Annotated in this window: 24 protein-coding genes and 1 pseudogene; 5 read left to right on the top strand and 20 right to left on the bottom strand. The window is 62.1% G+C overall.

The genetic code is table 11. From position 1 onward, the window contains the following. Positions 1-33: 33 nt before the first annotated feature. Together DMX11_RS14265 and DMX11_RS14260 are read left to right on the top strand one after the other, a co-directional pair. Entirely contained in the window at positions 34-996 is a 963-nt protein-coding gene (locus DMX11_RS14265) for an amino acid ABC transporter permease (RefSeq protein ID WP_110745105.1), read from the top strand. Beyond that, positions 989-1,723, top strand: a complete 735-nt coding sequence (locus tag DMX11_RS14260; protein ID WP_003249271.1) for an amino acid ABC transporter ATP-binding protein — start codon at positions 989-991, stop codon at positions 1,721-1,723. The genes DMX11_RS14265 and DMX11_RS14260 overlap by 8 nt, the downstream gene beginning before the upstream one ends. A gap of 108 nt (positions 1,724-1,831) precedes the next feature. On the opposite strand, the gene DMX11_RS26480 is transcribed toward DMX11_RS14260, so the two are convergent. From DMX11_RS26480 to ubiE, 12 genes and pseudogenes are all read right to left on the bottom strand, one after another. Continuing rightward, a complete protein-coding gene (locus DMX11_RS26480; protein ID WP_371921795.1) occupies positions 1,832-2,536 on the bottom strand; it encodes a methyl-accepting chemotaxis protein in 705 nt (234 codons plus the stop codon). Positions 2,537-2,686: 150 nt separating this feature from the next. Beyond that, positions 2,687-3,775 (bottom strand): annotated as a pseudogene (locus tag DMX11_RS26475) (methyl-accepting chemotaxis protein); the annotation flags it as partial. Between the two features lie 203 nt (positions 3,776-3,978). Then, positions 3,979-5,556: a methyl-accepting chemotaxis protein gene (locus tag DMX11_RS14250; RefSeq protein ID WP_110745103.1), complete on the bottom strand. Its 1,578-nt coding sequence runs from the start codon at positions 5,554-5,556 to the stop codon at positions 3,979-3,981. A gap of 101 nt (positions 5,557-5,657) precedes the next feature. Then, complete coding sequence (locus tag DMX11_RS14245; protein ID WP_110745102.1) at positions 5,658-6,365, bottom strand: 16S rRNA (uracil(1498)-N(3))-methyltransferase; 708 nt, start codon at positions 6,363-6,365, stop codon at positions 5,658-5,660. Next, positions 6,362-7,150 carry a twin-arginine translocase subunit TatC gene (gene tatC, locus DMX11_RS14240; protein WP_110745101.1) on the bottom strand — a complete coding sequence of 263 codons (789 nt, stop codon included), beginning with the start codon at positions 7,148-7,150 and terminating at the stop codon, positions 6,362-6,364. The genes DMX11_RS14245 and tatC overlap by 4 nt, the downstream gene beginning before the upstream one ends. Further along, positions 7,147-7,527 (bottom strand): Sec-independent protein translocase protein TatB, encoded by a 381-nt coding sequence (gene tatB / locus DMX11_RS14235; protein ID WP_110745100.1) that lies wholly within the window; start codon positions 7,525-7,527, stop codon positions 7,147-7,149. The genes tatC and tatB overlap by 4 nt, the downstream gene beginning before the upstream one ends. Before the next feature lie 3 nt (positions 7,528-7,530). Continuing rightward, the gene (locus tag DMX11_RS14230; RefSeq protein WP_110745099.1) at positions 7,531-7,803 is read right to left on the bottom strand and encodes a twin-arginine translocase TatA/TatE family subunit; all 273 of its coding nucleotides are present in this window, start codon (positions 7,801-7,803) and stop codon (positions 7,531-7,533) included. A 25-nt stretch (positions 7,804-7,828) separates the two neighbouring features. After that, on the bottom strand, positions 7,829-8,164 hold the full coding sequence (locus tag DMX11_RS14225) for a phosphoribosyl-ATP diphosphatase (protein ID WP_016489563.1): 336 nt from the start codon (positions 8,162-8,164) through the stop codon (positions 7,829-7,831). Between the two features lies 1 nt (position 8,165). Beyond that, on the bottom strand, positions 8,166-8,558 hold the full coding sequence (gene hisI, locus DMX11_RS14220) for a phosphoribosyl-AMP cyclohydrolase (protein WP_064490835.1): 393 nt from the start codon (positions 8,556-8,558) through the stop codon (positions 8,166-8,168). A gap of 72 nt (positions 8,559-8,630) precedes the next feature. Further along, a complete protein-coding gene (ubiB, locus tag DMX11_RS14215) occupies positions 8,631-10,253 on the bottom strand; it encodes a ubiquinone biosynthesis regulatory protein kinase UbiB (RefSeq protein WP_110745098.1) in 1,623 nt (540 codons plus the stop codon). Beyond that, positions 10,250-10,873 (bottom strand): SCP2 domain-containing protein, encoded by a 624-nt coding sequence (locus DMX11_RS14210; RefSeq protein ID WP_110745097.1) that lies wholly within the window; start codon positions 10,871-10,873, stop codon positions 10,250-10,252. Before DMX11_RS14210 ends, ubiB begins: the two co-directional genes overlap by 4 nt. Continuing rightward, complete coding sequence (gene ubiE, locus DMX11_RS14205) at positions 10,873-11,643, bottom strand: bifunctional demethylmenaquinone methyltransferase/2-methoxy-6-polyprenyl-1,4-benzoquinol methylase UbiE (RefSeq protein WP_110745096.1); 771 nt, start codon at positions 11,641-11,643, stop codon at positions 10,873-10,875. The genes DMX11_RS14210 and ubiE overlap by 1 nt, the downstream gene beginning before the upstream one ends. A gap of 124 nt (positions 11,644-11,767) precedes the next feature. Between ubiE and DMX11_RS14200 the strand changes: the two genes are divergently transcribed. After that, a complete protein-coding gene (locus DMX11_RS14200) occupies positions 11,768-12,043 on the top strand; it encodes a polyhydroxyalkanoic acid system family protein (protein ID WP_003249289.1) in 276 nt (91 codons plus the stop codon). A gap of 12 nt (positions 12,044-12,055) precedes the next feature. On the opposite strand, the gene DMX11_RS14195 is transcribed toward DMX11_RS14200, so the two are convergent. Beyond that, on the bottom strand, positions 12,056-16,750 hold the full coding sequence (locus DMX11_RS14195; protein WP_110745095.1) for a DUF6543 domain-containing protein: 4,695 nt from the start codon (positions 16,748-16,750) through the stop codon (positions 12,056-12,058). A gap of 175 nt (positions 16,751-16,925) precedes the next feature. On the opposite strand from DMX11_RS14195, the gene DMX11_RS14190 reads away from it, so the two are divergent. Continuing rightward, entirely contained in the window at positions 16,926-17,345 is a 420-nt protein-coding gene (locus DMX11_RS14190; protein ID WP_110745094.1) for a phasin family protein, read from the top strand. A 10-nt stretch (positions 17,346-17,355) separates the two neighbouring features. Next, complete coding sequence (locus DMX11_RS14185) at positions 17,356-18,147, top strand: phasin family protein (protein WP_110745093.1); 792 nt, start codon at positions 17,356-17,358, stop codon at positions 18,145-18,147. 121 nt (positions 18,148-18,268) lie between these two features. On the opposite strand, the gene DMX11_RS14180 is transcribed toward DMX11_RS14185, so the two are convergent. The 7 genes from DMX11_RS14180 to hslV all read right to left on the bottom strand — a co-directional run bounded on the left by DMX11_RS14180 (position 18,269) and on the right by hslV (position 25,979). Beyond that, positions 18,269-18,883 (bottom strand): TetR/AcrR family transcriptional regulator, encoded by a 615-nt coding sequence (locus DMX11_RS14180; protein WP_110745092.1) that lies wholly within the window; start codon positions 18,881-18,883, stop codon positions 18,269-18,271. A 13-nt stretch (positions 18,884-18,896) separates the two neighbouring features. Then, entirely contained in the window at positions 18,897-20,579 is a 1,683-nt protein-coding gene (phaC, locus tag DMX11_RS14175) for a class II poly(R)-hydroxyalkanoic acid synthase (protein WP_110745091.1), read from the bottom strand. A 52-nt stretch (positions 20,580-20,631) separates the two neighbouring features. Beyond that, entirely contained in the window at positions 20,632-21,483 is an 852-nt protein-coding gene (phaZ, locus tag DMX11_RS14170) for a poly(3-hydroxyalkanoate) depolymerase (RefSeq protein WP_110745090.1), read from the bottom strand. 61 nt (positions 21,484-21,544) lie between these two features. Next, a complete protein-coding gene (phaC, locus tag DMX11_RS14165) occupies positions 21,545-23,224 on the bottom strand; it encodes a class II poly(R)-hydroxyalkanoic acid synthase (RefSeq protein ID WP_110745089.1) in 1,680 nt (559 codons plus the stop codon). Between the two features lie 268 nt (positions 23,225-23,492). Then, positions 23,493-23,870 carry a gamma-butyrobetaine hydroxylase-like domain-containing protein gene (locus tag DMX11_RS14160; RefSeq protein WP_110745088.1) on the bottom strand — a complete coding sequence of 126 codons (378 nt, stop codon included), beginning with the start codon at positions 23,868-23,870 and terminating at the stop codon, positions 23,493-23,495. 158 nt (positions 23,871-24,028) lie between these two features. Next, positions 24,029-25,372, bottom strand: a complete 1,344-nt coding sequence (hslU, locus tag DMX11_RS14155; RefSeq protein ID WP_110745087.1) for an ATP-dependent protease ATPase subunit HslU — start codon at positions 25,370-25,372, stop codon at positions 24,029-24,031. Positions 25,373-25,448: 76 nt separating this feature from the next. Next, a complete protein-coding gene (hslV, locus tag DMX11_RS14150; protein WP_003249309.1) occupies positions 25,449-25,979 on the bottom strand; it encodes an ATP-dependent protease subunit HslV in 531 nt (176 codons plus the stop codon). Positions 25,980-26,034: the final 55 nt, after the last annotated feature.

Genomic DNA, 26,034 nt, shown 5'->3' with positions numbered 1-26,034 from the left:
CCCTGCGCGTTCGCATTTACGGAAGTACCCCACGTGATCAAACACAAGAAAGCCCAGTGGCCCTGGCATGGGTTGACCGCCCTGGTCCTGGTGGGCCTGGCGTTCAGCCTGTACATGGCCACCTCGATGATTTCCTACGAGTGGCGCTGGAACCGCGTACCCCAGTACTTCGCGTACAAGGCTGAGGAAACCCAACGCGCCGCCGGCTACGGTACCGTGCAGGAAATCGTCATTTCCGGCGATAGCGCCCGCGTCACGCTGAAGGACGAAAGCGGTGCCGAGCAAGTGCTCGATGTGGACAAGGACAGCCTGCAACTGAGCCGTGGCGACGATGTTGCCGAAGGCGACCAGATTGGTGTAACCCGCCATTGGGCGGCAGGTCCGCTAGCCTGGGGTCTGTGGACCACATTGTGGATCTCGGTGGTATCCGGCGCGTTCGGCCTGGTGATCGGCCTGTTCGCGGGCCTGTGCCGGTTGTCGAACAACCCGACCCTGCGCGACCTCTCGACCGTGTATGTCGAGTTGGTGCGCGGCACACCGCTGCTGGTGCAGATATTCATCTTCTACTTCTTCATCGGTACCGTGCTCAACCTGTCCCGTGAGTTCGCCGGGGTGGCGGCGCTGGCGCTGTTCACCGGTGCCTACGTGGCCGAAATCGTTCGGGCTGGCGTGCAGTCGATAGCCAAGGGCCAGAATGAAGCTGCCCGTTCGCTTGGCCTGAACGCTAGCCAGTCGATGCGCCACGTGATCCTGCCGCAGGCGTTCAAGCGCGTGCTGCCGCCGCTGGCCGGGCAGTTCATCAGCCTGGTCAAGGACACCTCGCTGGTGTCGGTGATCGCCATCACCGAGCTCACCAAGAGCGGCCGTGAGGCCATCACTACGTCGTTCTCTACCTTCGAGATCTGGTTCTGCGTGGCAGGCCTGTACTTGCTGATCAACCTGCCGCTGTCGCACATTGCCAGCCGGCTTGAGCGGAGGCTTGCGCAAAGTGATTGAAGTCCGTGATTTGCTGAAAGTCTTCGACACCCGTGGCCAGGTGGTCAGGGCTGTGGATAACGTCACCACGCAGGTCGCCAAGGGCGAGGTGGTGGTGGTGCTGGGCCCGTCTGGGTCGGGCAAGTCGACCTTCCTGCGTTGCCTCAACGGCCTGGAGCATTTCGACCAAGGCCATGTGGCCATCGACGGCTTGCAACTGGCCGACCCCAAGACCGACATCAATGCCTACCGCCGCGAGGTCGGCATGGTGTTCCAGCACTTCAACCTGTTCCCGCACATGACTGTGCTGGAAAACCTGTGCCTGGCGCAGAAGGTGGTGCGCAAGCGCAACAAGGCTGACCGCGAGGCCAAGGCCCGGGCGCTGCTGGAAAAGGTCGGCATTGCGCAGAAGGCCAATGAATTCCCGTCCCGGCTGTCTGGCGGCCAGCAGCAACGGGTAGCGATTGCTCGCGCGCTGGCAATGGACCCGAAAGTGATGCTGTTCGACGAGCCCACCTCGGCGCTTGACCCGGAAATGGTCGGTGAGGTGCTGGACGTGATGAAGACCCTGGCCCAGGAAGGCATGACCATGGTTTGTGTCACCCACGAAATGGGCTTTGCCCGCGAAGTGGCTGACCGGGTGCTGTTCTTCGACCACGGCAAACTGCTGGAAGATTCGGCCCCGGCCGCTTTCTTCGCTGCGCCGAAAGACCCGCGCGCGCAGGCATTCCTACGCCAGGTGCTGTAAGCGCACCGGCCTCTTCGCTGGCAAGCCCGCCTGCGCATGTGCGCCGCTCCCTTGCAGGGAGTGCTGCACCTGTAGGGGCAGGCTGCCCGCGAAGAGGGCGACGTGATGTCAGATGCTGAACCGCCCAACCATCCCCCGCAATTGCTGCCCCAAGCGTTCCAGCTCTCCACTCGAGGCTGCTGTCTGCTCACTGGCGGCACTGGTCTGATCCGAAACATCCCGCACATTGATCACACTTCGGTTGATTTGCTCGGCTACCACACTCTGCTCTTCGCTGGCCGTGGCAATCTGCTGGTTCATGCCCTGGATGCTCGAGACCGTGTCGGTGATCTGGCTCAGTGCGTGCCCGGCTCTGCGACTCAGCTCTACGCTCTGTTCGGTCAGGCTCTTGCTGTTGTCCAGCAAGCGGGTCACCTCGTCGGTACCGTTGTGCAGGCTGTCGATCAGTTGGCCAATCTCCTCGGTAGCTGTCGAGGTACGCTGGGCCAGGCCGCGTACCTCATCGGCCACTACGGCAAAGCCACGCCCCGCTTCACCGGCCCGTGCCGCTTCGATCGCTGCGTTCAGCGCCAGCAGGTTGGTCTGTTCGGACACCGACTTGATCACATCGAGGATGCTGCCGATGCGCTGGCTCTCGCCTGCCAGGTGCTGCATGGCCGCCAGGCAATGGTCCATCTGCCCGGCCAGTTGTTCGATACGGCCGATGGCTTCGGCGACTACCTGGTCCCCCACCTGAGCCTGCTGGTCAGCGTTGGTCGCGGCCAGCGAGGCTTGCTCGGCGTTCTGTGCCACTTCCTGCACAGTGGCACTCATCTGGTTCATGGCCGTGGCCACCTGGTCGGTTTCCTCGCGCTGCTGATTGATGCGCAACTTGGTGTCTTCGCTACTGACCGCCAGCTGCGTGGCCGCCTGTGACAACTGGCCGACACCCTGATCAATGCCGCCGATCAGCTCGCGCAGGCTCAAGGTCATCTCGTGCATGCTGGTTTGCAGCTGGCCCATTTCGTCGCGGCGTTGCACGGTGTCAGCCTGGCTCAGGTCGCCCTTGGCGATGCGGGCGGCCACGGCCAGCGTCTGGCGCAACGGCTGGGTGATCTGCAAGGTGATCAGCCATGCAGCCAGCACCCCCACTGCCAGTGCCAGCACCGCCACACTGGTCAACAATGATCGGGCCGCGAGGGCCTCGCTGTCGCGTTGTTCGACCTTGCGTTTGCCCAGTTCGAGGCTTACGGTCCGCAGCTCGTTGCCCATGTTTTCCATGTTGTTCTGCAACTGCTCGACCCGTACTGCGGCGCGGCGGTACTCATCCAGGCTGGCGCGGTACTTGCGCAGCTCGACACCGGGTCGTTCGCGGATGGGCTGTGGCAAGCCCAACGACGCAAGGCCTTCAAGCAGTCGCGCAAGGCTACTGTCGGCGGCGTCCAGGGCGTTATCGCCAACGTTGGCAAAGTCCTCGATCGGGACGAAAGTGTAGGCTGGAACCAGGCTTTGCTGGTTGGCTCCATCGACATGCCGGCCTAGGGTATCCATGAGGCTCAGCACACCACTCTGCAGGCTACTGTCAGGCATTTTCAGCAAGGCCTGAGTCTGCAGTTCGTCAATCGCCTCGTTGAGTTCATGCTCCTGCGATTGCAGTGCTTCGCGCAGGGCTACACGGCTGGTGACGCTGCGTTGCAGTTCGCTGAAGTTGTCGCGCAAGTGCTGCAACAATGCCATTTTTTCCGTCAGCAACTGCCGTGACTCATCGACGCTGCTGCGCTGCTGCAGGGTAGTCAGCATCTTGTTGAGCTGGTCGAGAATGTTGGTGATGCGCGCTCTGCTGGCATCATCGTTGAGCACGCGATAGGTGATGCGTTCCGCGCGCAGGTCCTTCGTCAGGTCGTTGATCAGGCCTATTTCGCTGAGTTGCTGCGAGCGCACGATGGCATCATCGAGGGCGCGCCAGCCGCTGATGGTGGTGGCCAGGGTAAGCAGCAGGACCACGGCGAAGCCGAGGGCCAGCTTGGCGGCGACACTGATGTTGCCGAGCTTGCGGTTGAGGGAGCCAAGCATGGGGAATCTCCGAGCGAGTGAGAGAGAGGATGCAGGCGTATTGCTGGCATCACATCCCTGCCCATCGGCAGCGGAGCTGTAGGACTTGACCTGATAATAAGGTAGGAAATTTCGCCGCGAACAGTAGGATGTATTTCGTCCTGTACCGGCCTCTTCGCGGGGTTACCCGCGAAGAGGCCCGGCCGGGCGATGATTGGGTCAGATCACAGCCTGAACCGCCCAACCAGCCCTTGCAAATGGGTGCCCAACCGCGCCAGTTCCACGCTGGAGCTGGCTGTCTCCTCACTGGCCGCCGAGGTCTGGTCGGAAATATCCCGCACATTCATCACGCTGCGGTTGATCTCCTCGGCCACCGCCGTCTGCTCCTCTGCCGCCGTTGCAATCTGCTGGTTCATCGCCTGGATCGACGACACCGTACGGGTGATGGTTTCCAGCGAGCTGCCAGCACGGCGGGTCAGCTCGACGCTGCTGTCGGTCAGCTGGCGGCTGTTGTCCATCACGCTGGCCACCCGTTGGGTACCGCTTTGCAGGCCGGCAATGAGTTCTTCGATCTCTTCGGTCGATTGCTGGGTGCGCTGAGCCAAACTGCGCACTTCATCGGCGACCACGGCAAAGCCACGCCCGGCCTCGCCGGCGCGGGCGGCCTCGATCGCCGCGTTCAGGGCCAGCAGGTTAGTCTGCTGGGCCACTGACTTGATCACGTCGAGCACGCTGCCGATCTTGTCGCTTTCGGCCTTGAGCTGGTTCATGGCTTCGCTGGAATTGACCACTTCACCCGCCAGGCGCTCGATCTGCGCCACGGCCTCACCCACTACACGGTCACCTTCACGGGCTTGCTGGTCGGCCATCAAGGCGGCTTCCGAGGCTTGCTCGGCGTTGCGGGCCACCTCGTGGACGGTAGCGGTCATCTGGTTCATGGCGGTCGCCACCTGGTCGGTCTCGACCTTCTGGTTATTGACCCCAGCGCTGGTCTGCTCGGTAACGGCCGACAGCTGCTCGGCAGCGCTGGCGATCTGTGTGACGCCGTCGCCAATGCCGCCAATCAGTTCGCGCAGGCCCTGGGTCATGCGCTGCATGCTGGCTTGCAACTGGCCTAGCTCGTCGCGGCGGTCCACCTGCAAGTTCAGGGTAAGGTCGCCACTGGCCACGCGTTCAGCAGCGCGCAGGGTATGGCGCAAGGGGATGATGATCTGCCGGGTGATGGCCCAGGCTGCCAGCAAGCCGAGAACCAGTGCCAACGCGGTAGCCGCAGCCAGCAGGGTCTTGGCGTTGGCTGCGCCAGCATCGCGCACTTCGGTTTGTGAGGTGGTCATCGCCTGGCTGGTTTGCAGCAGCACCGTGCCTTGTTCGGCCATGCGCCGCAGGGCTTGCTCTGTGGCGTCGGGATCCGCCGCAGATTGCTTGAGGTCAGCGAAAGCCTGCCGATATCCGCTTACCGCTGTCATTTGCTGCCGAAGGCGTTGCTGGTCCTCGGTTTTTTCGATCTGGCCAAGCATCAACTGGACCTGGCGCTCAAGGTTGTTCAACGCCTTTTCCAGCTCTGCTACGGCTGCATTGCCACGGTTGCGTTCGTAGTGTTGGCGGGCAATGCGCAATTCCTGGGTGTACTGATGAATCACCGAGATATTGCCCAGCTTGTCACCTCGATCAATGATGCTATCCATACCCATCCACCCCGTAAGGGTAATGGCCAGGGTCAACAGCAGCACCAGGCCAAAGCCCAGCCCCAGTTTGCGATTGACGCTCACATTGCCCATCGATTGGGCTAACCATTGATACATGTACGACTCCCCGGCGGCTTGGCAGCACAAATAGTTGTTGTGTTGCCAAGGCCATCGGCTTGGGAGTAGGAAACTTGATGGGCGGAAAAAGGGTGTTTGCGTCAGAAAATACGCGAAAGCAACGCGGTGACGGCGGTCTCTACCCGCAGGATGCGATCGCCCAGTTGTACCGGTGCCAGGCCAGCTTTGCCCAGCAGCTCGATTTCATAGGGTATCCAGCCGCCCTCGGGGCCGATGGCCAAGGTCACGGGTTGGTCCACTGCACGCGGGCAGGCGGGGTAGGGGCCGGGGTGGCCAACCAGGCCCAGGGTGCCGGCGGCGATGGCAGGCAGGCGGTCTTCGACGAACGGCTTGAAGCGTTTCTCGATGACTACCTCGGGCAGCACCGTATCACGTGCCTGCTCCAGGCCGAGGATCAGGTTTTCGCGAATGCTCTCGGGGTGCAGAAAAGGTGTTTGCCAGAAGCTTTTCTCGACCTTGTAGCTGTTCACCAGAATCAGCCGTGATACGCCGAGGGTAGCCACGGTCTGGAACAGTCGACGCAGCATTTTCGGGCGTGGTACCGCCAGCACCAGGGTCAGCGGCAGCTTGGCCGGTGGCTGCTGGTCGAAGGCCACTTCCAGTTCGGCTTCGTGCTTTTCCAGGCGCAGCACCGTGGCCTTGCCCATCAGGCCATTGATGCGGCCCACGCGCAGGTTGTCGCCCACTGCCACGCGGTGGATTTCCTGCATGTGGGTGAAGCGCCGATCGGCAAGAACGACACGGTCGGCCGAGACGAAGTCGGCCTCTTCAAGAAGCAACAGGTTCACGGTTGGGTCGCTGGTGGCTGGTCGTTATGGTCGTCGGCGGTTTCGTCGTGGGCGCTGCGCTTGCGGATCAGGCTGCCACACAGTACGCCGATCTCGAACAGCAGCCACATGGGCACGGCCAGCAACGTCTGCGAGAAGATGTCCGGCGGGGTAAGGATCATGCCGACCACGAAGCAGCCGATGATCACATAGGGGCGGATCTTTTTGAGATATTTCACGTCGACCACGCCGATCCACACCAGCAGTACGACCGCTACCGGGATTTCGAAAGCCACGCCGAAGGCGAAGAACAGCGTCATCACGAAGTCGAGGTAGTTGGCGATGTCGGTCATCATCGCTACGCCTGCCGGCGTGGCAGCGGCGAAGAACTTGAACATCAGCGGGAACACCAGGAAATAGGCAAAGGCCATGCCGGCGTAGAACAGCAGGATGCTCGACACGAGTAGCGGGATGGCAATGCGCTTCTCGTGGCGGTACAGCCCGGGGGCGATAAAGCCCCAGATTTGCTGGAGGATGAACGGGATGGCCAGGAACAGCGCCACGATCATGGTCAGCTTGAACGGCGTGAGGAACGGCGAGGCCACGTCGGTGGCGATCATCGTTGCATTGGCCGGCAAGTGATCGCGCAGCGGGGCGGAGACCAAGGTGTAGATCTGCTGGGCGAATGAGAACAGCCCGGCAAAAATCAGGAAAATGACAGCAACGCAGCGCAGCAGGCGGGTGCGCAGTTCGGTCAGGTGCGAAACCAGCGGCATTGGCTGGTCGTGTTCCGGGTTCTCGCTCATGGGGCTCGCGGCGGTTGAGGCGGTTCAGAAGAAGCGGCCGGGGTGGCAGCTGGCTCGACAACCGGCCTGGTTTCGAGCCCGGCAGGTGGCTGCACACTGGCCGTGGTCACTGGCGGCTGTGCGGGTGGCGCTAGCGGGTTGAGGATGCGCTTGGCTTCCTCTTCCATCTGCAGGATGTGCTCATTATGCAGCTGGCGGCGGATATCGTCGGCACCGATCTCGCGCTCGACCTCCATCTTGATGCTGTTGAAGCTGCGCTTGAGCCGCCCGATCCACAGGCCAGCCGTGCGGGCGGCACCCGGCAGGCGCTCGGGACCGAGCACCAGCAGGGCGACCAGGCCGACGAGCAGCAGCTCGCTGAAACTGATGCCGAACATGGGTCAGTCTTTCCGCTGCGGCTCTTGGACCGTCTGGGCCTGGCCTTCGATGGTGTGGCCTTGCTGCGGCTGGGCGGTGTTCTGCACCGGCGGCACTGGTTGGACAGGCGGCGGAGTCTGCTCGGCCGGCTTGCTCTCTTCTTCGTTCATGGCCTTGCGGAAGCCCTTGATCGATTCGCCCAGGTCGCTGCCGAAGTTCTTCAGTTTCTTGGTGCCGAACACCAGAACCACGACGACCAGCAGGACAATCCAGTGTTTCCAGTCAAAAATACCCATGGTGCTCTCCTAGAATGCGTTGTGCTCAAGCCGAAGGCTGGCGAGCGGCCTTTTCATCGTGCCCGGACAGCCCGAAACGGCGATCCAGCTCATCGAGTACGGCTTGTGGATGCTGGCCCAGCGCGCTGAGCATCACCAGGCTATGAAACCACAGGTCGGCAGTTTCGTAGATGACATCGCTGTAATCCTTGCTGACTGCGGCATCCTTGGCGGCAATGATCGTTTCGACCGACTCCTCGCCAAGCTTTTCAAGAATCTTGTTCAGGCCCTTGTGGTACAGGCTGGCCACGTAAGAGCTGTCAGGTGCCGCTTGCTTGCGTTCTTCAAGCACTTCGGCCAGGCGGTTGAGGGTGTCGCTCATGTCAGTGTCCTGCGCTGTAGATGGCATCCGGGTCCTTCAAGACCGGGTCGACGATTTTCCACTGGCCGTCTTCGAAGACGCGATAGAAGCAGCTTTCACGGCCGGTATGGCAGGCGATATGACCCAGTTGCTCGACCATCAGGATGATCACATCGGCGTCGCAGTCCAGGCGCAGCTCATGCAGTTTCTGCACATGCCCGGATTCCTCGCCCTTGCGCCACAGCTTGCCACGCGAACGCGACCAATAGATGGCGCGTTGCTCGGCGGCGGTCAGGGCCAGCGATTCGCGGTTCATCCAGGCCATCATCAGCACGCGTCCGGTCTTGTGGTCCTGGGCGATCGCCGGTACCAGGCCATCGCTGTTCCACTTGATCTCGTCCAGCCAGTCTTTCATCGTCGACTCCAAAGCGGGCCCGCTCCTGTACCGGGCCATTTGCGCTAGTGTGCCAGCCACAGGCGCGGCTGGCTATTGGCGCACGATCAGGTAAAGGCCCGCAGCCAGCATCAGCCAGGCTGGCCAGGCAGCCGGGGCGGCCAGGCTGGCGGTTTCGGCAGCGCCTGCGGCTAGAACTGCGCCACCGCCCAGCAGGCCTGCGCCCAGCAGGCGCAGCGCCCAGCGGTCGCCCTGACGACGGCGCTCCGGCAGTTGTGGATCGTGCAGGTGAGGCTGCGACAGGCGTTCGAGCAGGTCGCGGGTCATGCCGGCCAGGTGTGGCAGTTGTTCTACTTGGCTGTGCAGGTTGCCGAACACGGCCTTGGGGCTGTAGCGGTCGCGCATCCAGCGTTCGAGGTACGGCTTGGCGGTGCTCCACAGGTCCAGGTCGGGGTACAGCTGACGACCCAGGCCTTCGATGTTGAGCAGGGTTTTCTGCAGCAACACCAACTGTGGCTGCACTTCCATGTTGAAGCGCCGTGCGGTCTGGAACAGACGCATCAGCACCTGGCCGAAAGAAATATCCTTTAACGGTTTTTCAAAGATCGGCTCGCACACGGTACGAATCGCTGCTTCGAACTCGTTCACCTTGGTGTTTGCCGGTACCCAGCCCGAGTCGATGTGCAACTGGGCGACGCGGCGGTAGTCACGCTTGAAGAAGGCAAACAGGTTGCGCGCCAGGTAGTCCTGGTCCTCGGCGGTGAGACTGCCGACGATGCCGCAGTCGATGGCAATATACTGCGGGCTCCACGGCTTGACCGTGCTGACGAAGATGTTGCCGGGGTGCATGTCGGCATGGAAGAAGCTGTCGCGGAACACCTGGGTGAAGAACACTTCCACGCCGCGCTCGGCCAGCAGCTTCATGTCGGTGCGCTGGTCGGCCAAGGTAGCCATGTCGGTCACCGGTACGCCGTAGATGCGCTCCATCACCAGCACCTTGGGGCGGCACAGGTCCCAGTACACCTGGGGCACGTACATCAGCTCGGAGTCTTCGAAGTTGCGCCGCAGCTGGCTGGCGTTGGCAGCCTCGCGCAGCAGGTCGAGCTCGTCGTAAATGGTTTTTTCGTAGTCGCCGACGATGTCTACCGGGTGCAGGCGACGGGCATCCGCCGAGGCGCGTTCGGCAGCCTTGGCGATCAGGAACAGCCAGGCCAGGTCCTGGGCAATGACCGGCTTCAGGCCCGGGCGCACCACCTTGACCACCACCTCTTCGCCGGTTTTCAGGCGTGCGGCATGCACCTGTGCCACCGAGGCCGAGGCCAGCGGTTCGACGTCGAAGCGGCTGAACACCTCGCCGACCTTCGCCCCGAGCTGTTCCTCGATCAAGGCCACGGCTTTTTTCGGGTCGAACGGTGGCACGCGGTCTTGCAACAGCATCAGCTCGTCGGCGATGTCGGGTGGCAGCAGGTCGCGGCGGGTGGACAGCAGCTGGCCGAACTTGATGAAGATCGGCCCCAAGTCCTGCAGCGCCAGACGCAGGCGTGCGCCACGGCTGAGTTCGGTGGGCTTGCGTGGCAGCCAGCGCCACGGCATCAGCAGGCGTACGCTGGCCAGCCACCAAGGCAGCAGGGGTTGTTCGAACAGCAGGTCATCGAGGCGGTAGCGGATCACCACACGCTGGATGCGAAAAAGACGTCGGACGGCGAGCAGCTTCATGCGTTATCGCTGGTATCTAGGGATCGGGAGAGGCGCTTGAGGCGCGCTTCGAGGCGTTCTGTATCAAGCTTCAAGGCATCGAGCTCGCTGAAGGCGGCTTCCGCTTCGCGCTTGCCGACAAGGGTACGGGATTCTTCGGCCAGGTATTCGGACAGGTTCTGGCTGAAACGTGCCAGGCCTTGGCGAGTCCAGCGAGCGCGCAGGCGGATATGGCCGGCCAGCATCGCCGTGGGGACCGGGCCAAGCCAGCGTTGCAGCTCGTGTTCCCAGTCCAGCTCCAGGTCCTGTAGCACGCCGAACAGGTCGAGCAGTACGGCGCTGTCGCCGTGTAGCTCGACCTGCGGGCTGTGCAGCACAGCGGTCTTGTCCTTGACCAAGGCCAGCTGCGCCAGGCTACCCGCAGGGGCGCGCAGGCTGCAGTCGACCTCGCCCTCCCAATGGGCGGCCAGCATCAGGCCCTCTTCATCGGGCAGGATGAATACCTGCAGGGCCGGTTGGCGGCAGTCGATCTCGATGACCTTGCCCTCAAGCGCGGCCAGCCGCGGCAAGGCCGTGCTGTCCATGCGCAGGACGCGATTCAGGCCATGTTCGACGCTGGCGAGCAGCCCGGCCAGCAGCATCAGGGCTTGATCCCCCGGTGCACGGCTACGATGCCGCTGGTCATGTTGTGGTAGGTGACGCGGTCGAAACCGGCCTCGACCATCATGCTTTTCAGGGTTTCCTGATCGGGGTGCATGCGGATCGACTCGGCCAGGTAACGGTAGCTCTCGGCGTCATTGGTGATCAGCTTGCCGGCCAGCGGCATGAAGGCGAACGAGTAGGCGTCGTAGGCCTTGGACATCAGCTTGTTGGTCGGCTTGGAGAATTCCAGGATCAACAGGCGGCCACCGGGCTTGAGCACGCGCAGCATCGAACGGATGGCGGCGTCCTTGTGGGTGACGTTGCGCAGGCCGAAAGCGATGGTCACGCAGTCGAAGTGGTTGTCTGGAAACGGCAGCTTTTCGGCGTCAGCCTGAACGAACTCGATGTTGCCGGCCACGCCGCGGTCCAGCAGGCGGTCACGACCAACCTTGAGCATCGAATCGTTGATGTCGGCCAGCACCACCTGCCCGGTCGGGCCTACCAGGCGCGAGAACTTGGCGGCCAGGTCACCGGTACCGCCGGCGATGTCCAGCACGCGGTTGCCGCTGCGTACGCCCGACAGCTCGATGGTAAAGCGCTTCCACAGGCGGTGCATGCCGCCAGACAGCACGTCGTTCATCAGGTCGTATTTGGCGGCCACCGAGTGGAACACTTCGGCGACTTTCTTCGCCTTCTGGCTTTCAGGCACGTCCTGGTAGCCGAAATGGGTGGTGGGTTCGGCGTGTTCGCCTTTGCGCTGGTCGTTCATATCGCTTCACCGGAAAAAATTACTGCCATTCTAGGGCGAACGGGCGGATTTGTCTTGGCGGGGTGTGCCAGGGGGCGGGCGCGGGCATAATGCCCATTATGTCTACATTTCCAGGAACGCCCGCATGACCCAGATCAGCGTCGAACGTAAACACTCCCTAGGCCGCGATGCCGCCCGCGCCAAAGCCGAAGCGTTGGTCGACAAGCTCAGCCGCGAATATGACCTCAAGGCCACCTGGAACGGTGACCGGGTCGATGTGGCGCGCAGTGGCGCCAATGGCAGCGTGCACATTGGCGACGACAGCATCCGCGTCGAATTGAAGCTGGGCATGATGCTGTCGATGATGAGCGGCACCATCAAGGGTGAGATCGAACGGGCGCTGGACAAGGCCCTGGCCTGACGCCCGCTGCCGTCAGTTGTCGGGGAACGGGATCAGGTCGTCGATCTGCTCCAGGCGTAGATCACCTCGATAGATGTCATTGCGCTCTGCTGGGGCCAGTGCACGTTCCAAGCGCTCGTCGCGACTCATGGCGTCCGGGAACTTCAAATGGCCTTTGGCGAAGCGCCGGGCATCGGCATTGGCAGTGGTGTAGTGGAAATGCGCTTCCCAGAGCTTCTGCCTGGGTTGCAGGCGATAAACGTCATACACATCCAGAAAGTCGTTGGCCTTGAGCTTCTTGCGGCGTCGGGTGAGCTTGATCTCGATTTCGCCCGCCTCCACCAGGAAACGCAAGGCTTTGCTATCCGGCTGCAGGGTGCCAAGGTAGGCGATGGTCAAGAGCCGCTTCTTTTCTGCCTGTACCTCGTCAATCGCCTGATCCAGCCTCGTGGCGAGTGAATGCCATTGACTCGGGCCGTCACGCAAGTCCCCGGCAGTTTTGGTCATGTCCTGCATGTAGAAATCAAGCTGGTCTGCCAGGGCGTTAGGGCCTTTCAGGTGACGGGTGGCGTGGGCGACCCTGGTATTCTGCTGAGCCAAAAGGTCGTCGCCCATGCGGCCCAGGCGAGCGTAGTCGGGTTTTGGCGGGCTTTGCGTTACAGCTTTCCAGCGATCACCTTCAGGCTGATAGCGCGCAATGGTCTGTCCTGTCGTCGGATCGATCTGCACGGCTTCGCTGCCTTCCTCGGTCTGCTCGACGACCAGTGATCTGCCGCGAGTGGTGCGGATTATTTTGCGTCTCACTGGACGCACCTTGTGCGTCAATGGCGGCTCGAACACTGCCTCCTGCGTATCCGCCGCAGCGGAAGCATGGGCAAGGTCATTCTCGGCCAGTGTTATCAGTGCATTCAGTTCAGCGATGTATTCATTTAGCCTGCTGCTGTCTATTGCCGGAAGATCACGTGATAGCACATATTCGGCATTGCTCCGTGACAGTTTGTATTCACTCAGCGCGCTCTCCAGCGGTTCCTTCTGCGCTTGCGGCTCCAGGTGGGCAGCGGCCAGGCTGTCGTGGCTCAGTAGCGCTTGGTGGAGTTGTTTGCTGCGCAAGGTCTCTTGCAAGAGCAGGGTGGATTCGAAGTTTTCCGCGGTCAGCTGGTCTCGCTTCACCACCAACTGATGCAAGTCGCTCAAGATCTGGGCTCGAACGATGAGTGTCGAGTATCGTCGGGTGTTGATGATGTGATCGAGCAACTTGCGTTTGCCCGGGAACTGGATCTGCCCATCTGCCAGAGCCTCGCTGAGGTCCTGGTCAAGCCGTTGGCTGACGTTGAAAATGCGTCTATGGACACCCAAAGCTGCCTCGACCTTCTTGCTGTACTCCAGATACAGCGCTGCCTGTTGCTGGCCGAACTCCAGTTGCTGAAGCTGACGCGACTGGTTTTTGAGTGTGTCGTAGTCATTCATTTCAAGCAGGCGGCGGAATTGTTGCACGTCGGCGGTCAACAACTGTTCCGACCACTGGCCGCGGGCATAGGATGCTGCGCCCTTGGGATCGAACCTGGCATATTTCGGGTCGCTCATGCGGGCGTACAGCTGCATGTGGTCCTTTATCAGCCCGGCCTGTTTTTCATAAGTGCGTGCCAGTAAATCCAGGTTGTCCCGTGCCTCGTTGCGCAGGGTTCGTAGTGCCTGCCGCCGTATCTGCATATCTTCCGGCAGGTCGTCCGGGGCGACACCGGGGTAATCGTTCAGAGCCTGGTCGAATGCCGAGTGTGCCTCGTCATACGGTTTCACCCGCTCAAGACAGCGCTCGACCAACGTTTCTGTGCGGGTGAGTTCTCGGTCATTCGCCACTCGGCGTTCCTGCATCTGCTTGAAGGCCTGCTTTTTTTCATCGATCAACGCCTTGGCTGTTTTTGGCATGCCGCCTGGCATATGCAGGTCCAGCATCCATTCGCCGTTCCAGCGCGCCAACCACGGACCGCGGCTGCGTTCGCGGCCGACAATATAGTAACCGTCAGGCTCCGCCCCCCAGGTTTGCGACCATTCACTCTGGGTGACGTCCGGGCCAATTATGCGCATGCCCCTCCAGCTCTCCTCAACTTCATAGGCGACATCCTGCAGTTTTACGTAGTAGCGGTCGTCCACCTTGTACAGGCCGCGCATGCGGCCGGTGGTCAGCGCACTTTGTTCGTTCAGGCTGACATGGGCGCGTAGCGTGTCGAGGGTGGCACGGGCGTCGCGGGGCAGGTTGCCGAGCCGCTGATCGCGGCCCCATTGGCTGACGTTGAGCGCTGCAGGCTTCGGTTGCTCGATGGGTGCTTGCCAGGTTTTTTGCTCAGGTTGCTGCGTTGCGGTCGCGCCTGAGCCACGCCGTGGCCTGGGCTGAAGCGCCAGCTCAGGTTCGATGTGGGGGCTGGAACCGTGGGCCAGCAGCATGGCCAGGTTCAACAGTAGGTCAGCGGTGGCGAGCACCTTTTCTCCGCTGCTTCCTTCGGTCAAGGCTGTCAGGTCATCCTTGATGCTGAGCAGGGCTGCCACGAGCCAGGCCACCACGCCTGCCGGCCCTCGCAGCAGCGGTGTGACCGTGTTGAATGCCAGCCACGCGAATTGCACGACCATCGCCCAGCGTTGTTGGGCATTCGAGGTGCTTTGGCGTGAAGCCAGTAACAGAAGCACGTCGGCCCTGGCCTGAAACATCGACCTGTCCAGGTCGCCGGACGGTGGCGTGAAGGCCAAAGTGGCAGGTGCCCTCAGGCGTTCGATCGCTTCAGCGGTCAGCTCGGAACCGTGCCCCAGAAAGTGCGCCAGTTCAGTCAGGCCACTGTGCAAGTGCGGATGGGTGAAGCCATCATTGGCATAAATGGGGCGGGCGTCGTCATCCATCCAGGCGAGAATGTCCTGCTGCAGGCGCTGCTCAGTCCGGATTGCTGCCATCAAGTGCCCTTGGCTGTCGAACTGCCTGACAGCCTGCGCGGCGTTCATGGGCCGGTAGAGTATCCAGGCCTCTGTGGCGGGTACGTGGATGACGAACATGCCATGCACCCGGTTGGCCTTCGGGCCATCCGGGACACTGTTGAATGACAGCGGAGCCACGCTCAGCGATGTGCTGGCGTGGGCTTCACGGCGGCAAAAGTCTGCAACGACCTGCCAGGTTCGCTCGCTCAGCCGGCCACCGATCTTGGCCTGTAGCGCGCTCAGCAGCAAGGCTGCACGCCATTCTTCGGCGAACCGCTGGCGGTGTTTGTCGGTGTCATTGCCCCTTTGCAACTGGTCGTGGACAAAGGACGGATACTGGCCACCGACATCCACGGCAACGATCAGCGCATCGACGTAGTCAAGGTCCATCCAGCTGCTCAGCGCCTGTTGATCGGTCAGTTGGATGGCTGAGGTTACCTGGCCGCTGCCCAAGGGCAGGCGTGAAATGGCCAGTTCGGTCAGGCTGATGGTTTTCAGGTACTCAAGCCTCGCCGGCCCCTCGGACGACACCTGCACCACTTGCGAAACGGTGATCTGCACCTGGTCAGGGTGGTAAGGCGGCTCGGCCGGGTGGTCATTGCGCATTTGCTCGCGTAGACGGCGAACCGTGTACTGCTGCAAGTCTTCGATCCCATCCAGGGATGACTCACCCTTTACCAGCATTTGCTGTGCCGACAGATCCAGCAACGCCATGTGGTACTGGAACCGATCCGTCGGCGTGGCGTTTTCCAGCCAGTCAGGGAGGGTGATCGCGGGTGTCGATTGCTCGAGCTTGAAGGATGCCGGGAATGTCGATGAAGGATCGCTCAGCAGGCTGAAGGACTCTTCCAGATCGCTTGTCCGTTCGATTGCATCAAGTTGTACGCGGTCAATCTGTTGCAGCATGGCGTTGAGCAGTTGCCTGGCCTGATAGCCGAATGGGTCTTCGGCCAGGGCCGTGCTGGCCCAGGACATCGTGTCGAACACATGGCGCTCGGAGAGCTCGTCGCGCAGGGCGACTGCAAAGTCCGCGAGCCCGGTGAAGCCACGTACGGTGCCAGAGGGCTTGCACCACAAAATCAGGTCGCGCGCCTCTTTTTTGCCCGTGATGAGCAGGTCCGGCAATACCACATGAACCGTGTTGCCCGGGTTGCCGAGTGAGGCTTGCACACCCTGCACGTTGGCCGACGTGTCGGATTGAGCGAGCATGGCGTACAGCAAGGCCTTCTGGTCACCGTCCAGGCCTTGGCGCTCGAGCGTGCCGAGCAGTGCGGCCTTCAGCATCTGCTGCATCCAGTGCAGACGGGTCACATCCGAGTCACCCTCGCGGCTGTTCCAGAAACTGACCTGTGCCTGCTGAAATGTCTCGCAGAGGGTCGCCAGGACATTGTCGTAATCCGTGTTCAGGTCGGTCATGCGAATGTCGATGGTCGGCGCATCGTTCTGAGGACGAAAGATGGCCGGCGGGTTCAGGCTGAACTGGTCCGTGGGCTTGAGTGCCATGGGATGGCCCGTGAGGAAATGCTCAAGCAAGGTGTCGACCAGGTTGCCTGGTTGTGCTGCTGGTTCTTCATCCTGGCCAGGCAGGATGCTAAAGTTTTTTATCGATTGCAGTTCTGGGTGGTTCTTGCGGATCCACGGATAGCGTGCGACGAGTGCGTCGAAGCCAGCGGCGGCAATGACCTCGCGCAAGCTTGGGCGGTTGGCGAACTGCATCGCTACCCGTTGCCTGAACGATGTAGCCGACGAGGTCGGTGACTGAGGCATGGCGAAGACTCCAGTAAAAGGGAGCAGAATTCTGGGATGCCGGCCTGCAGCCACTGCGGTAGATACATCAGTGTGGCGATCTTAGGGTGAAGATTCTAAATCCTGCCCCTACCTTATGCTCAAGCCCAGCCTCAATGGGCGGTTTTCCACCACTCATGAGCATGAGGTACACAGCATGGCCAAAGTGAATGTGAAGAAAAAAGACGAAGCCCTGGGCACGCTTGGTGAGGTGCGCGGCTACGCGCGCAAGATCTGGTTGGCCGGTATCGGCGCCTACGCCCGCGTCGGCCAGGAAGGCTCCGACTACTTCCAGGAGCTGGTCAAGGCCGGCGAGGGGGTCGAGAAGCGGGGCAAGAAGCGCATCGACAAAGAGCTCGATGCTGCCAACAACCAGCTCGATGAAGCCGCCGAGGAAGTCAGCCGCGTACGCGGCAAGGTAGAAATTCAACTCGACAAGATCGAAAAAGCTTTCGACGCACGGGTCGGTCGCGCCTTGAATCGCCTGGGTATTCCGTCTAAACATGACGTTGAGGCGTTGTCGATCAAGCTTGAACAGTTGCATGAGCTGCTTGAGCGCGTCGCGCACAAACCATAAGGAGAGCAGGATGGCTGGCAAGAAGAACACCGAAAAAGAAGGCAGCTCCTGGGTCGGCGGGATCGAGAAATACTCCCGCAAGATCTGGCTGGCGGGGCTGGGTATCTATTCGAAGATCGACCAGGACGGCCCGAAGCTGTTCGACTCGCTGGTGAAGGATGGCGAGAAGGCCGAGAAGCAGGCGAAAAAGACGGCTGAAGATGTTGCCGAGACTGCCAAGTCTTCGACCACTTCGCGGGTGTCAGGCGTGAAGGACCGTGCGCTGGGCAAGTGGAGCGAACTTGAAGAAGCCTTCGACAAGCGCCTTAACAGCGCCATCTCGCGCCTTGGCGTGCCGAGCCGCAACGAGATCAAGGCTCTGCACCAGCAGGTCGACAGCCTGACCAAGCAGATCGAGAAACTGACCGGTGCTTCGGTTACGCCGATCTCGTCGCGCGCCGCTGCGGCCAAGCCTGCAGCCAGCAAGACTGCGGCCAAACCGCTGGCCAAGGCAGCGGCAGCCAAGCCAGCGGCCAAAACCGCGGCGGCCAAGCCTGCAGCTAAAACGGCAGCGGCCAAACCTGCTGCCAAGCCGGCGGCCAAACCTGCTGCCGCCAAACCTGCCGCCGCCAAGCCTGCGGCGGCCAAGCCAGCGGCAGCGAAGAAACCTGCGGTGAAGAAAGCACCGGCCAAACCAGCAGCCGCAAAACCCGCAGCCCCTGCGGCCAGCGCCGCACCGGCCACTGCCGCAGCACCGACACCTGCCACTGCCCCGGCCAGCAGCGCTCCGTCGGCACCAAACGGCACCGGTACCCTGATCTGATACCGCGTCGCCTTCTTCGCGGGCTTGCCCGCTCCCACAGTCACAGCGCAGATCAGCAGGTCAGCGCAGGCACTGTGGGAGCGGGCATGCCCGCGAAGGCCCCAGCGCCGAATCAACCGGCCTACCCCTCCAGATACCGCACAGCCAATTGCTCCGCCGCCGCCCGGGCCTGAGCCTGAAGATGCGGTGCCACCAGCATCATCACTTGGTACACCACAATCCCCACATCCCCCTCGCGCCCCAACACCCGCTGGTAATCCAGCGAGAACATCAGGGTCAGGGTGATCTGTTCCACCAGTTGCCCCAGCGCCGGGGTGTCACTCTCCACCAGCCCCTGGCTCTTGAGGCTGGCCAGCAACGCCGCCAGCGTACGCTTGAGCGCATTGATCAGGCTGCGCATGCCCCGCGCCAGCTTGGGCAGGCGCCCGGTCAGGTTCGACAGGTCCTGGAACAGAAACCGGTATTGCGCCATGCGCTCGACGATCAGGTGCAGGAACAGCCAGTAATCCTCAGCGTCCAGGCGCACCTCCAGAGGCGGATCGAGCAGAGGCATCAGTGCCTCCTCGAAACGCTCGAACAGCCCCAGCACCAACGGCTCCTTGCCGTGGAAGTGGTAGTACAGGTTGCCTGGGCTGATGCCCAGTTCGTTGGCAATCTCCAGGGTGGAAACGTTCGGCTCGCCCTGTTGGTTGAACAGTTGCAGGGCGCACTCGAGGATACGGTCGCGGGTCTTCATCCAGTCAGCATGCTCATTGGCTCAGGACATAGGTGCCTGGCGCGGGGCCTAGCGGTGGGTAGGTGGCGTTGCCCAGCTCCGTCCGTGGTGCCTTGAGCGGGCCTGAACGCGGGGTGATCCACTCCAGCCACAGCGGCCACCAGCTGCCTTCGCTGCGCTTGGCGTCATGGAACCACGCACGCGGGTCGCTGCTCAGCCTGGGGTTGGCCAGGTAGTAGGCCTTGGGGTTGCCGGGCGGGTTGATGATGCTCTGGATATGCCCGCTGTTGGCCAGCACGAAACGCCGTTCGCCGCCCAGCAGCAAGGCCGAGCGGTACACCGCGTCCCACGGCGTGATGTGGTCGTTGCTGCCGGCCACGGTAAAACTGTCCAGGTTGACTTGCTGAAGGTCGATCGGCGTGCCGCACACTTCAAGCCCGGCCGGGTAGGTCAACGGGTTCAGCTTGAAGAACTCCAGCAGATCGCCATGCAGCGCGGCAGGCAGGCGAGTGCTGTCGGCATTCCAGTAGAGGATGTCGAAGGCCGGCGGTGTCTTGCCGAGCAGGTAGTTGTTGACCCAATAGTTCCAGATCAGGTCGTTGGGCCGCATCCAGGCAAAGATCCGCGCCACTTCGGCGCCGTCCAGTACGCCGCGTTGATACGAGCGGCGCTTGGCGGCTTCGATCGTCTGCTCATCGGCGAACAGGCTGGCGGGGCTTTCGAATTTGCTGTCCAGCAGGCTGACCAGATAGGTCGCACTGCGCACCCGACGCAACTGTTTCCTGGCTTGCAGGTGGCCTTGCAGGGCCGCCATGGTCAGGCCGCCAGCACAGGCGCCCATCAGATTGGGGTCGCGGTTGCCGCTGATGCTGCGGCAGGCATTCAGCGCTTCTTCCAGGGCCTGCACATAGCTGGACAGGCCCCATTCACGGTGGCGCGGATCAGGGTTGCGCCAGCTGACCATGAACACCTGCAGGCCGTTCTTGAGCATGTACTGGACGAAGCTGTTGGTCGTGCTCAGGTCGAAGATGTAGAACTTGTTGATTTGCGGCGGCACGACCAGCAACGGGCGAGCGTGCTGTTTTTCGCTCATCGGCTTGTACTGGATCAGCTCCAGCAGTTCGTTGCGAAACACCACCGCGCCCGGGGTCGCTGCCAGGTTGCCGCCCACTTCGAAGGCACGCTCGTCGACCTGCCGTGGAAGGCCATCGTTGTGACGCAGGTCGTCGAGCAGGTGCGCTACGCCACGCACCAGGCTCTGACCACCGGTGTTGAACAGCTCTTTGACCGCCAGTGGGTTGAGCAGCGAGTTGCTGGGTGCCAGCGCATCGTTGATCAGGTTGAACAGGAAGTGCGCGCGTGCGCGATCATCGTCGTGCAGGTGGCTTTCGTCGATCCACTGGCGGGTCTGCTTCTGCCACGCCAGGTAGGCCTGCAGGCCGCGGCGGTAGAAAGGGTTCTGGCTCCAGGTCGGGTCACTGAAGCGCGCGTCACGTGGGTTCGGCTGGTAGGGCGTGTCGCCCAGCATCACCCGGCCCAGTTGCCCGCCAAGGGCCAGCAGATGATGGGCCGTGTGCAGCGGGTGGCGCAGGCCGTGGCGGCCGACATTGCGCAGTGTGGAAAGCAGGTCGCGGCCGCGCAGGCCGAGCATGGCGTTCTGCACGTTCATACTGGTGGCGGGGAGCGTAGTCGATCCTTTGGCCGGTTTGTCTTTCATGGCAACACTCCCTCGTTCTGGCCATGGCGCCGCTTCGCGGGCAAGCCCGCTCCTATACGCCCGATGCCGGGCGAGGGTGCATGACTGCGCGCTGACGTTCTTGTTGGAGGAACTTCATGATGATCGGGGCGACGGCCTCGGCCCGGGTAATCAAGAACAAATGGCCGTCGTCGATAATATGTAGCTGGGCATTGGGAATCCGCCAGGCCAGCAGGCGCATGTTGATCAGCGGGATCAGCGGGTCGTCGTCGCCGGCCAGTACCAGGGTTGGTTGCTGGATCTTGTGTAGCCAGTGGATGCTGGTCCAGCCCAGCCCGGCAAACAGCTGCCAGTAATAGCCCAGCTTGCCGCCAGAGCGCACCTTGGCGGCATGGTGCATGGCCAGGTCCGGGTCACGCCGGAAGCCGCCGCCATAGATCATCGGTGCAATGCGGATGACATGCGATGGCTGCACGTAGCGCCTTGGGCTGGCCATCATCCACAGCACCTTGGGCTTGCCGGGCACCATCACCGCACCAGCGGCAGTGGCAGCCAGCACCAGCTTCTTGCAGCGCTCGGGGTAGTCGTGGGCGAACTGCTGGGCCAGGGCGCCGCCCCAGGAGACACCGATGACATTCACCTGGCCGTAGTCGAGGTAGTCGAGCATGCGTGCCGTCAGCTTGGCCAGCCCGGGGAAGCGGTACGGGCGGCGTGGCGTGGATGAGCCTCCGACCCCGGGTACATCGAAGGCGATCACTTCCAGGTCCGGATCCAGTGCTTCGATGAACGGAAACACCAGCTCCAGGTTGGCGCCGATGCCGTTGAAGATCAGCAACGGCGTCAGGTGCGGCTTGCCCGGGCGGACGGCGGTACGAATGGACTGGTCGTCCAGCTCGACGGTCCTGAAGATATAGGGTTGCGGCATGCGCGTGACTCTTGGGTGAAATGTACACCGTGGCGCCCGCAGGCCGCCACGGCGCTGCAACTCAACGCTCGTGAACGTAGGTGCCCGGTGCGGCTTCACCAGCGGCATAGGCACGGTTACCCAGGCGGGTTGGCGCCTTTTTCAGCTCGCCGGCACGCTCGGACAGCCAGCTTTGCCAGTGCAGCCACCAGGAGTCGGCGTGTTTGGTGGCATTTTCCTGCCAGGCCACTGGGTCGCCCGGGCGATCGGCACCGGTCATGAAGCGCGCCTTGGGGTTACCCGGCGGGTTGAGAATGCTCTGGATATGGCCGCTGTTGGACAACACGAATTCGATCTTGCCGCCGAACAGGTGCGCCGAGCGGTAGCACGACTGCCAGGGGGTGATATGGTCGGCGGTGCCGGCAACGCTGAAAATGTCACACTGAACTTTCTTCAGGTCGATGGGTGTGCCGCACACTTCCAGGGCGTCTGCGCGGGTCAGCGGGTTGCTCTTGAACATTTCGATCAGGTCGCCATGAAAGGCGGCCGGCAGGCGTGTGGTGTCGTTGTTCCAGAACAGGATGTCGAACACTGGCGGCTCGTTGCCCAGCAGGTAGTTGTTGACCCAGTAATTCCAGATCAGGTCGTTGGGGCGCATCCAGGCGAACACCTTGGCCATCTCGCTGCCTTCCAGCACGCCCGCCTGGTAGGAATGGCGCTTGGCCGCCTCCAGGGTCTGTTCGTCGACGAACAGTGCCACTTGGGTGTCCACCGTGGTGTCCAGCACGCTAACCAGCAGGGTCAGGGCATTGACCTTGTGTTCGCCAATGGCGGCATAGTGGCCCACCAGCGCGGTGCAGGTGATGCCGCCGGAGCAGGCACCGAGCATGTTCAGGTCCTTGCTGCCGGTAATCGCCAGCACCGCGTCGACCGCTTCCTTGAGCGCGTCTATGTAGGTGGACAGGCCCCACTCGCGCTGGGCCTTGGTCGGGTTGCGCCAGCTGATGATGAAGGTTTGCTGCTGCGAGCGCAGGCAATAGCGGGCGAGGCTTTTCTCCGGGCTCAGGTCGAACACGTAGAATTTGTTGATCTGCGGTGGCACCACCAGCAGCGGGCGGGCGTGCACCTGTTCGGTGATGGGGCTGTACTGGATCAGCTCCAGTACATCGTTGCGGTACACCACTGCACCTTCGCTGGTGCCCAGGTTCTTGCCCACTTCGAACGCGTCCATGTTGACCTGGCTGGGCATGCCACCGTTGTTGACCATGTCCTTGGCCAGGTTCGACAGGCCGTCAAGCAGGCTCTTGCCGCCGGTTTCGAAGAAGCGCTTGACCGCTGCCGGGTTGGACAGGGTGTTGGTCGGTGCCATGGCCTCGGTCATCAGGTTGATGACGAACTGGCCGCGGCTGATGTCCTGGGGAGAGAGGTCGCTGCTGCCGATCCAGTCCTGCAGCTCCTTGCGCCAGGCCAGGTAGGTTTGCAGGTAGCGACGGTACAGGGGGTTGTTGCTCCAGGCCGGGTCATTGAAGCGACGGTCGTCGCTTTCCGGGGCCAGGCTGGACTTGCCCAGCAACACGTTCTTCAGCTCCAGGCCAAAGTGGGCCACATGCTTGGCGCTGTGAAGCGGTTGGCGCACGGCCTGGCGCAGCACGGTACGTGCCGAGCTCAACAGGTCCTTGCGGCGAATGCCGATGACCGGGTTCAGCCCCAGCGTGTTTTCCGAGGCCTGTCGCTGCAGCTCATCGTTGTTCTTGTTACTCATCTACGACGCTCCGTTGTCCTGAGACGAGTACCGGTTGCTGTGGCGGGCGCACAGCCCTGAGCCCGGTACTGCTACTCGGGTGACCAGTGATAAGGAACAGCGGTGCTGCTGGGGCTCTGACTGCCTGCAAGTTGATGCAGGGATCTTGCCATACCCATTGGTTACCCGACTTTCATGTAATGCGCAAGACAGCCCGTCACTGGGCTGTCTGTAAGTCATTCAAACAGATGTATTTAGAAAATGCGCTCTAAACCCCGCAGGGCTTGCGCTAGAGCATGAGTTTGACAACCGATTCGGCCGGATCGCGCGATTTTCCGGCCTTGTGCAGCTCGTCGAGGTATTCGGCCCACAGCTGTTGCTGGCGCAAACACAGCTGCTCGAGGTATTCCCAGGTGAACAGACCGCTGTCATGGCCGTCGTCGAAGGTCAGTTTCAGTGCATATTGGCCGGCGGGTTCAAGGCCACTAAGGCCGACGTTGATCTTGCCGAACTGGAGGATCGGGTTGCCGTGGCCTTGGACCTCGGCGGAGGGGGAGTGCACGCGCAGGAATTCGGCGGGCAGGGTGTAGACCTCGCCGGGGGCGTACGTAAGGGTGAGGGTTTTCGAGGCTTTGTGCAGGTTGATGGCGGTGGGCAGGCGGGCCATGGGCAGAATCTCTCGGGAGCTGATGAAGCACAGCTTCCAGCTTATGGTGGAGGGATTCAAGGGGCCTCTTCGCGGACAAGCCCGCGCCTGCACCGATCACCGCAGGCCCAAGGGATGGGGTGACGTGTGCAGGCGCGGGCTTGTCCGCGAAACCGGTCTTACAAGATGTAACGCGACAGGTCTTCGTTCTGCGCCAGCTCACCCAGGTGGCTGTTCACATACGCCGCGTCGATCTGGATCGGCGCTTCGTCATGGGTGCTGGCCAGGTCACCGGCACTGAACGACACCTCTTCCAGCAAGCGCTCGAGCAGGGTGTGCAGGCGGCGGGCGCCGATGTTTTCGGTTTTTTCGTTGACCTGGTAGGCAATTTCGGCCAGACGCTTGATGCCGTCGGCGACAAACTCGATGTTCAGGCCTTCGGTCTTCAGCAACGCCTGATACTGTTCGGTCAGTGATGCATGCGGCTCTTGCAGGATGCGCTCGAAGTCTTCCGGGGTCAGTGCCTTGAGCTCCACGCGAATCGGCAGGCGGCCTTGCAGCTCGGGCACCAGATCGCTTGGCTTGCTCAGGTGGAACGCACCCGAGGCAATGAACAGGATGTGGTCGGTCTTGACCATGCCCAGTTTGGTATTGACGGTGCAGCCTTCGATCAGCGGCAGCAGGTCACGCTGCACGCCTTCACGGGACACATCGGCGCCGCCAACGTTGCCGCGTTTGGCAACCTTGTCGATTTCGTCGATGAACACGATGCCGTGCTGCTCGACCGCTTCCAGGGCCTTGGCCTTGAGTTCTTCCTCGTTGACCAGGCGGCTCGCTTCTTCATCGCGAACCATCTTCAGCGCTTCTTTCACCTTCAGCTTGCGCGCCTTGCGCTTGCCTTTGCCCATGTTGGCAAACAGGCTTTGCAGCTGGTTGGTCATTTCTTCCATGCCTGGCGGTGCGGCAATTTCCACACCTACGGCATCGGCCACTTCGATCTCGATTTCCTTGTCGTCCAGCTGGCCTTCGCGCAGGCGCTTGCGGAACAGCTGGCGGGTGTTGGAGTCGCTGCTGGTCTGCGCGGCTTCTTCGCTGAAGCTGGTGACGCGGGCCTGCGGCAGCAAGGCGTCGAGGATGCGGTCTTCGGCAGCGTCTTCGGCGCGGTGGCGCACGCGGATGATCTCCTGCTCGCGCAGCATCTTCAGTGCGGCATCGGCCAGGTCACGGATGATCGACTCGACGTCACGGCCAACGTAGCCCACTTCGGTGAACTTGGTGGCTTCGACCTTGAGGAACGGCGCGTTGGCCAGCTTGGCCAGGCGGCGGGCGATTTCAGTCTTGCCGACACCGGTAGGGCCAATCATCAGGATGTTCTTCGGGGTGACTTCGGCACGCAGCTCGGCTGGCAGCTGCATGCGCCGCCAGCGGTTGCGCAGGGCAATGGCCACGGCGCGCTTGGCGTCGTCCTGGCCGATGATGTGGCGGTTGAGTTCGTGGACAATCTCGCGGGGGGTCATGGACATGATGAAAATGGTCCTTGGGCAGGTGAGTCAGCGTGGAAAAGCCCCGTCACCGGGATGGGGCGCCAGAACAGCTGAATCAGTCGGCCAGGTCCTGCTCCTCGATGGTCAGGTTGTGGTTGGTGAACACGCAGATGTCGCCAGCGATGTTCAGGGCGGTTTCGGCGATTTCACGGGCCGAGAGATCGGTCTTGTTCAGCAGGGCGCGGGCTGCAGCCTGGGCATAGGCGCCACCGGAACCCATGGCGATCAGGCCGTCTTCAGGTTCGACCACGTCACCGTTGCCGGTGATGATCAGCGATGCGTCTTTGTTGGCCACAGCCAGCATGGCTTCCAGGCGGCTCAGGGAACGGTCGGTACGCCATTCCTTGGCCAGCTCGACGGCGGCGCGGACGAGGTGACCCTGGTGTTTCTCAAGCTGGCCTTCAAAGCGCTCGAACAGGGTGAAGGCGTCGGCGGTGGCACCGGCAAAGCCTGCGATGACCTGGCCGTGGTACAGGCGGCGGACTTTCTTGGCGTTGCCTTTCATCACGGTGTTGCCGAGAGATACCTGGCCGTCGCCGCCCATGACGACTTTGCCGTTACGGCGGACAGAAACGATGGTGGTCAAGGGGAGAGTCTCCACGCAGCGGGGCGAAAGTGCCTGATGCAGACTCATATGGGGG

The organism is Pseudomonas sp. LB-090624 (genome assembly GCF_003205205.1).
Taxonomy (GTDB): Bacteria; Pseudomonadota; Gammaproteobacteria; order Pseudomonadales; family Pseudomonadaceae; genus Aquipseudomonas.
The sequence above is the reverse complement of the archived record's forward strand: the minus strand, read 5'-3'. Positions and strand labels throughout refer to the sequence as shown.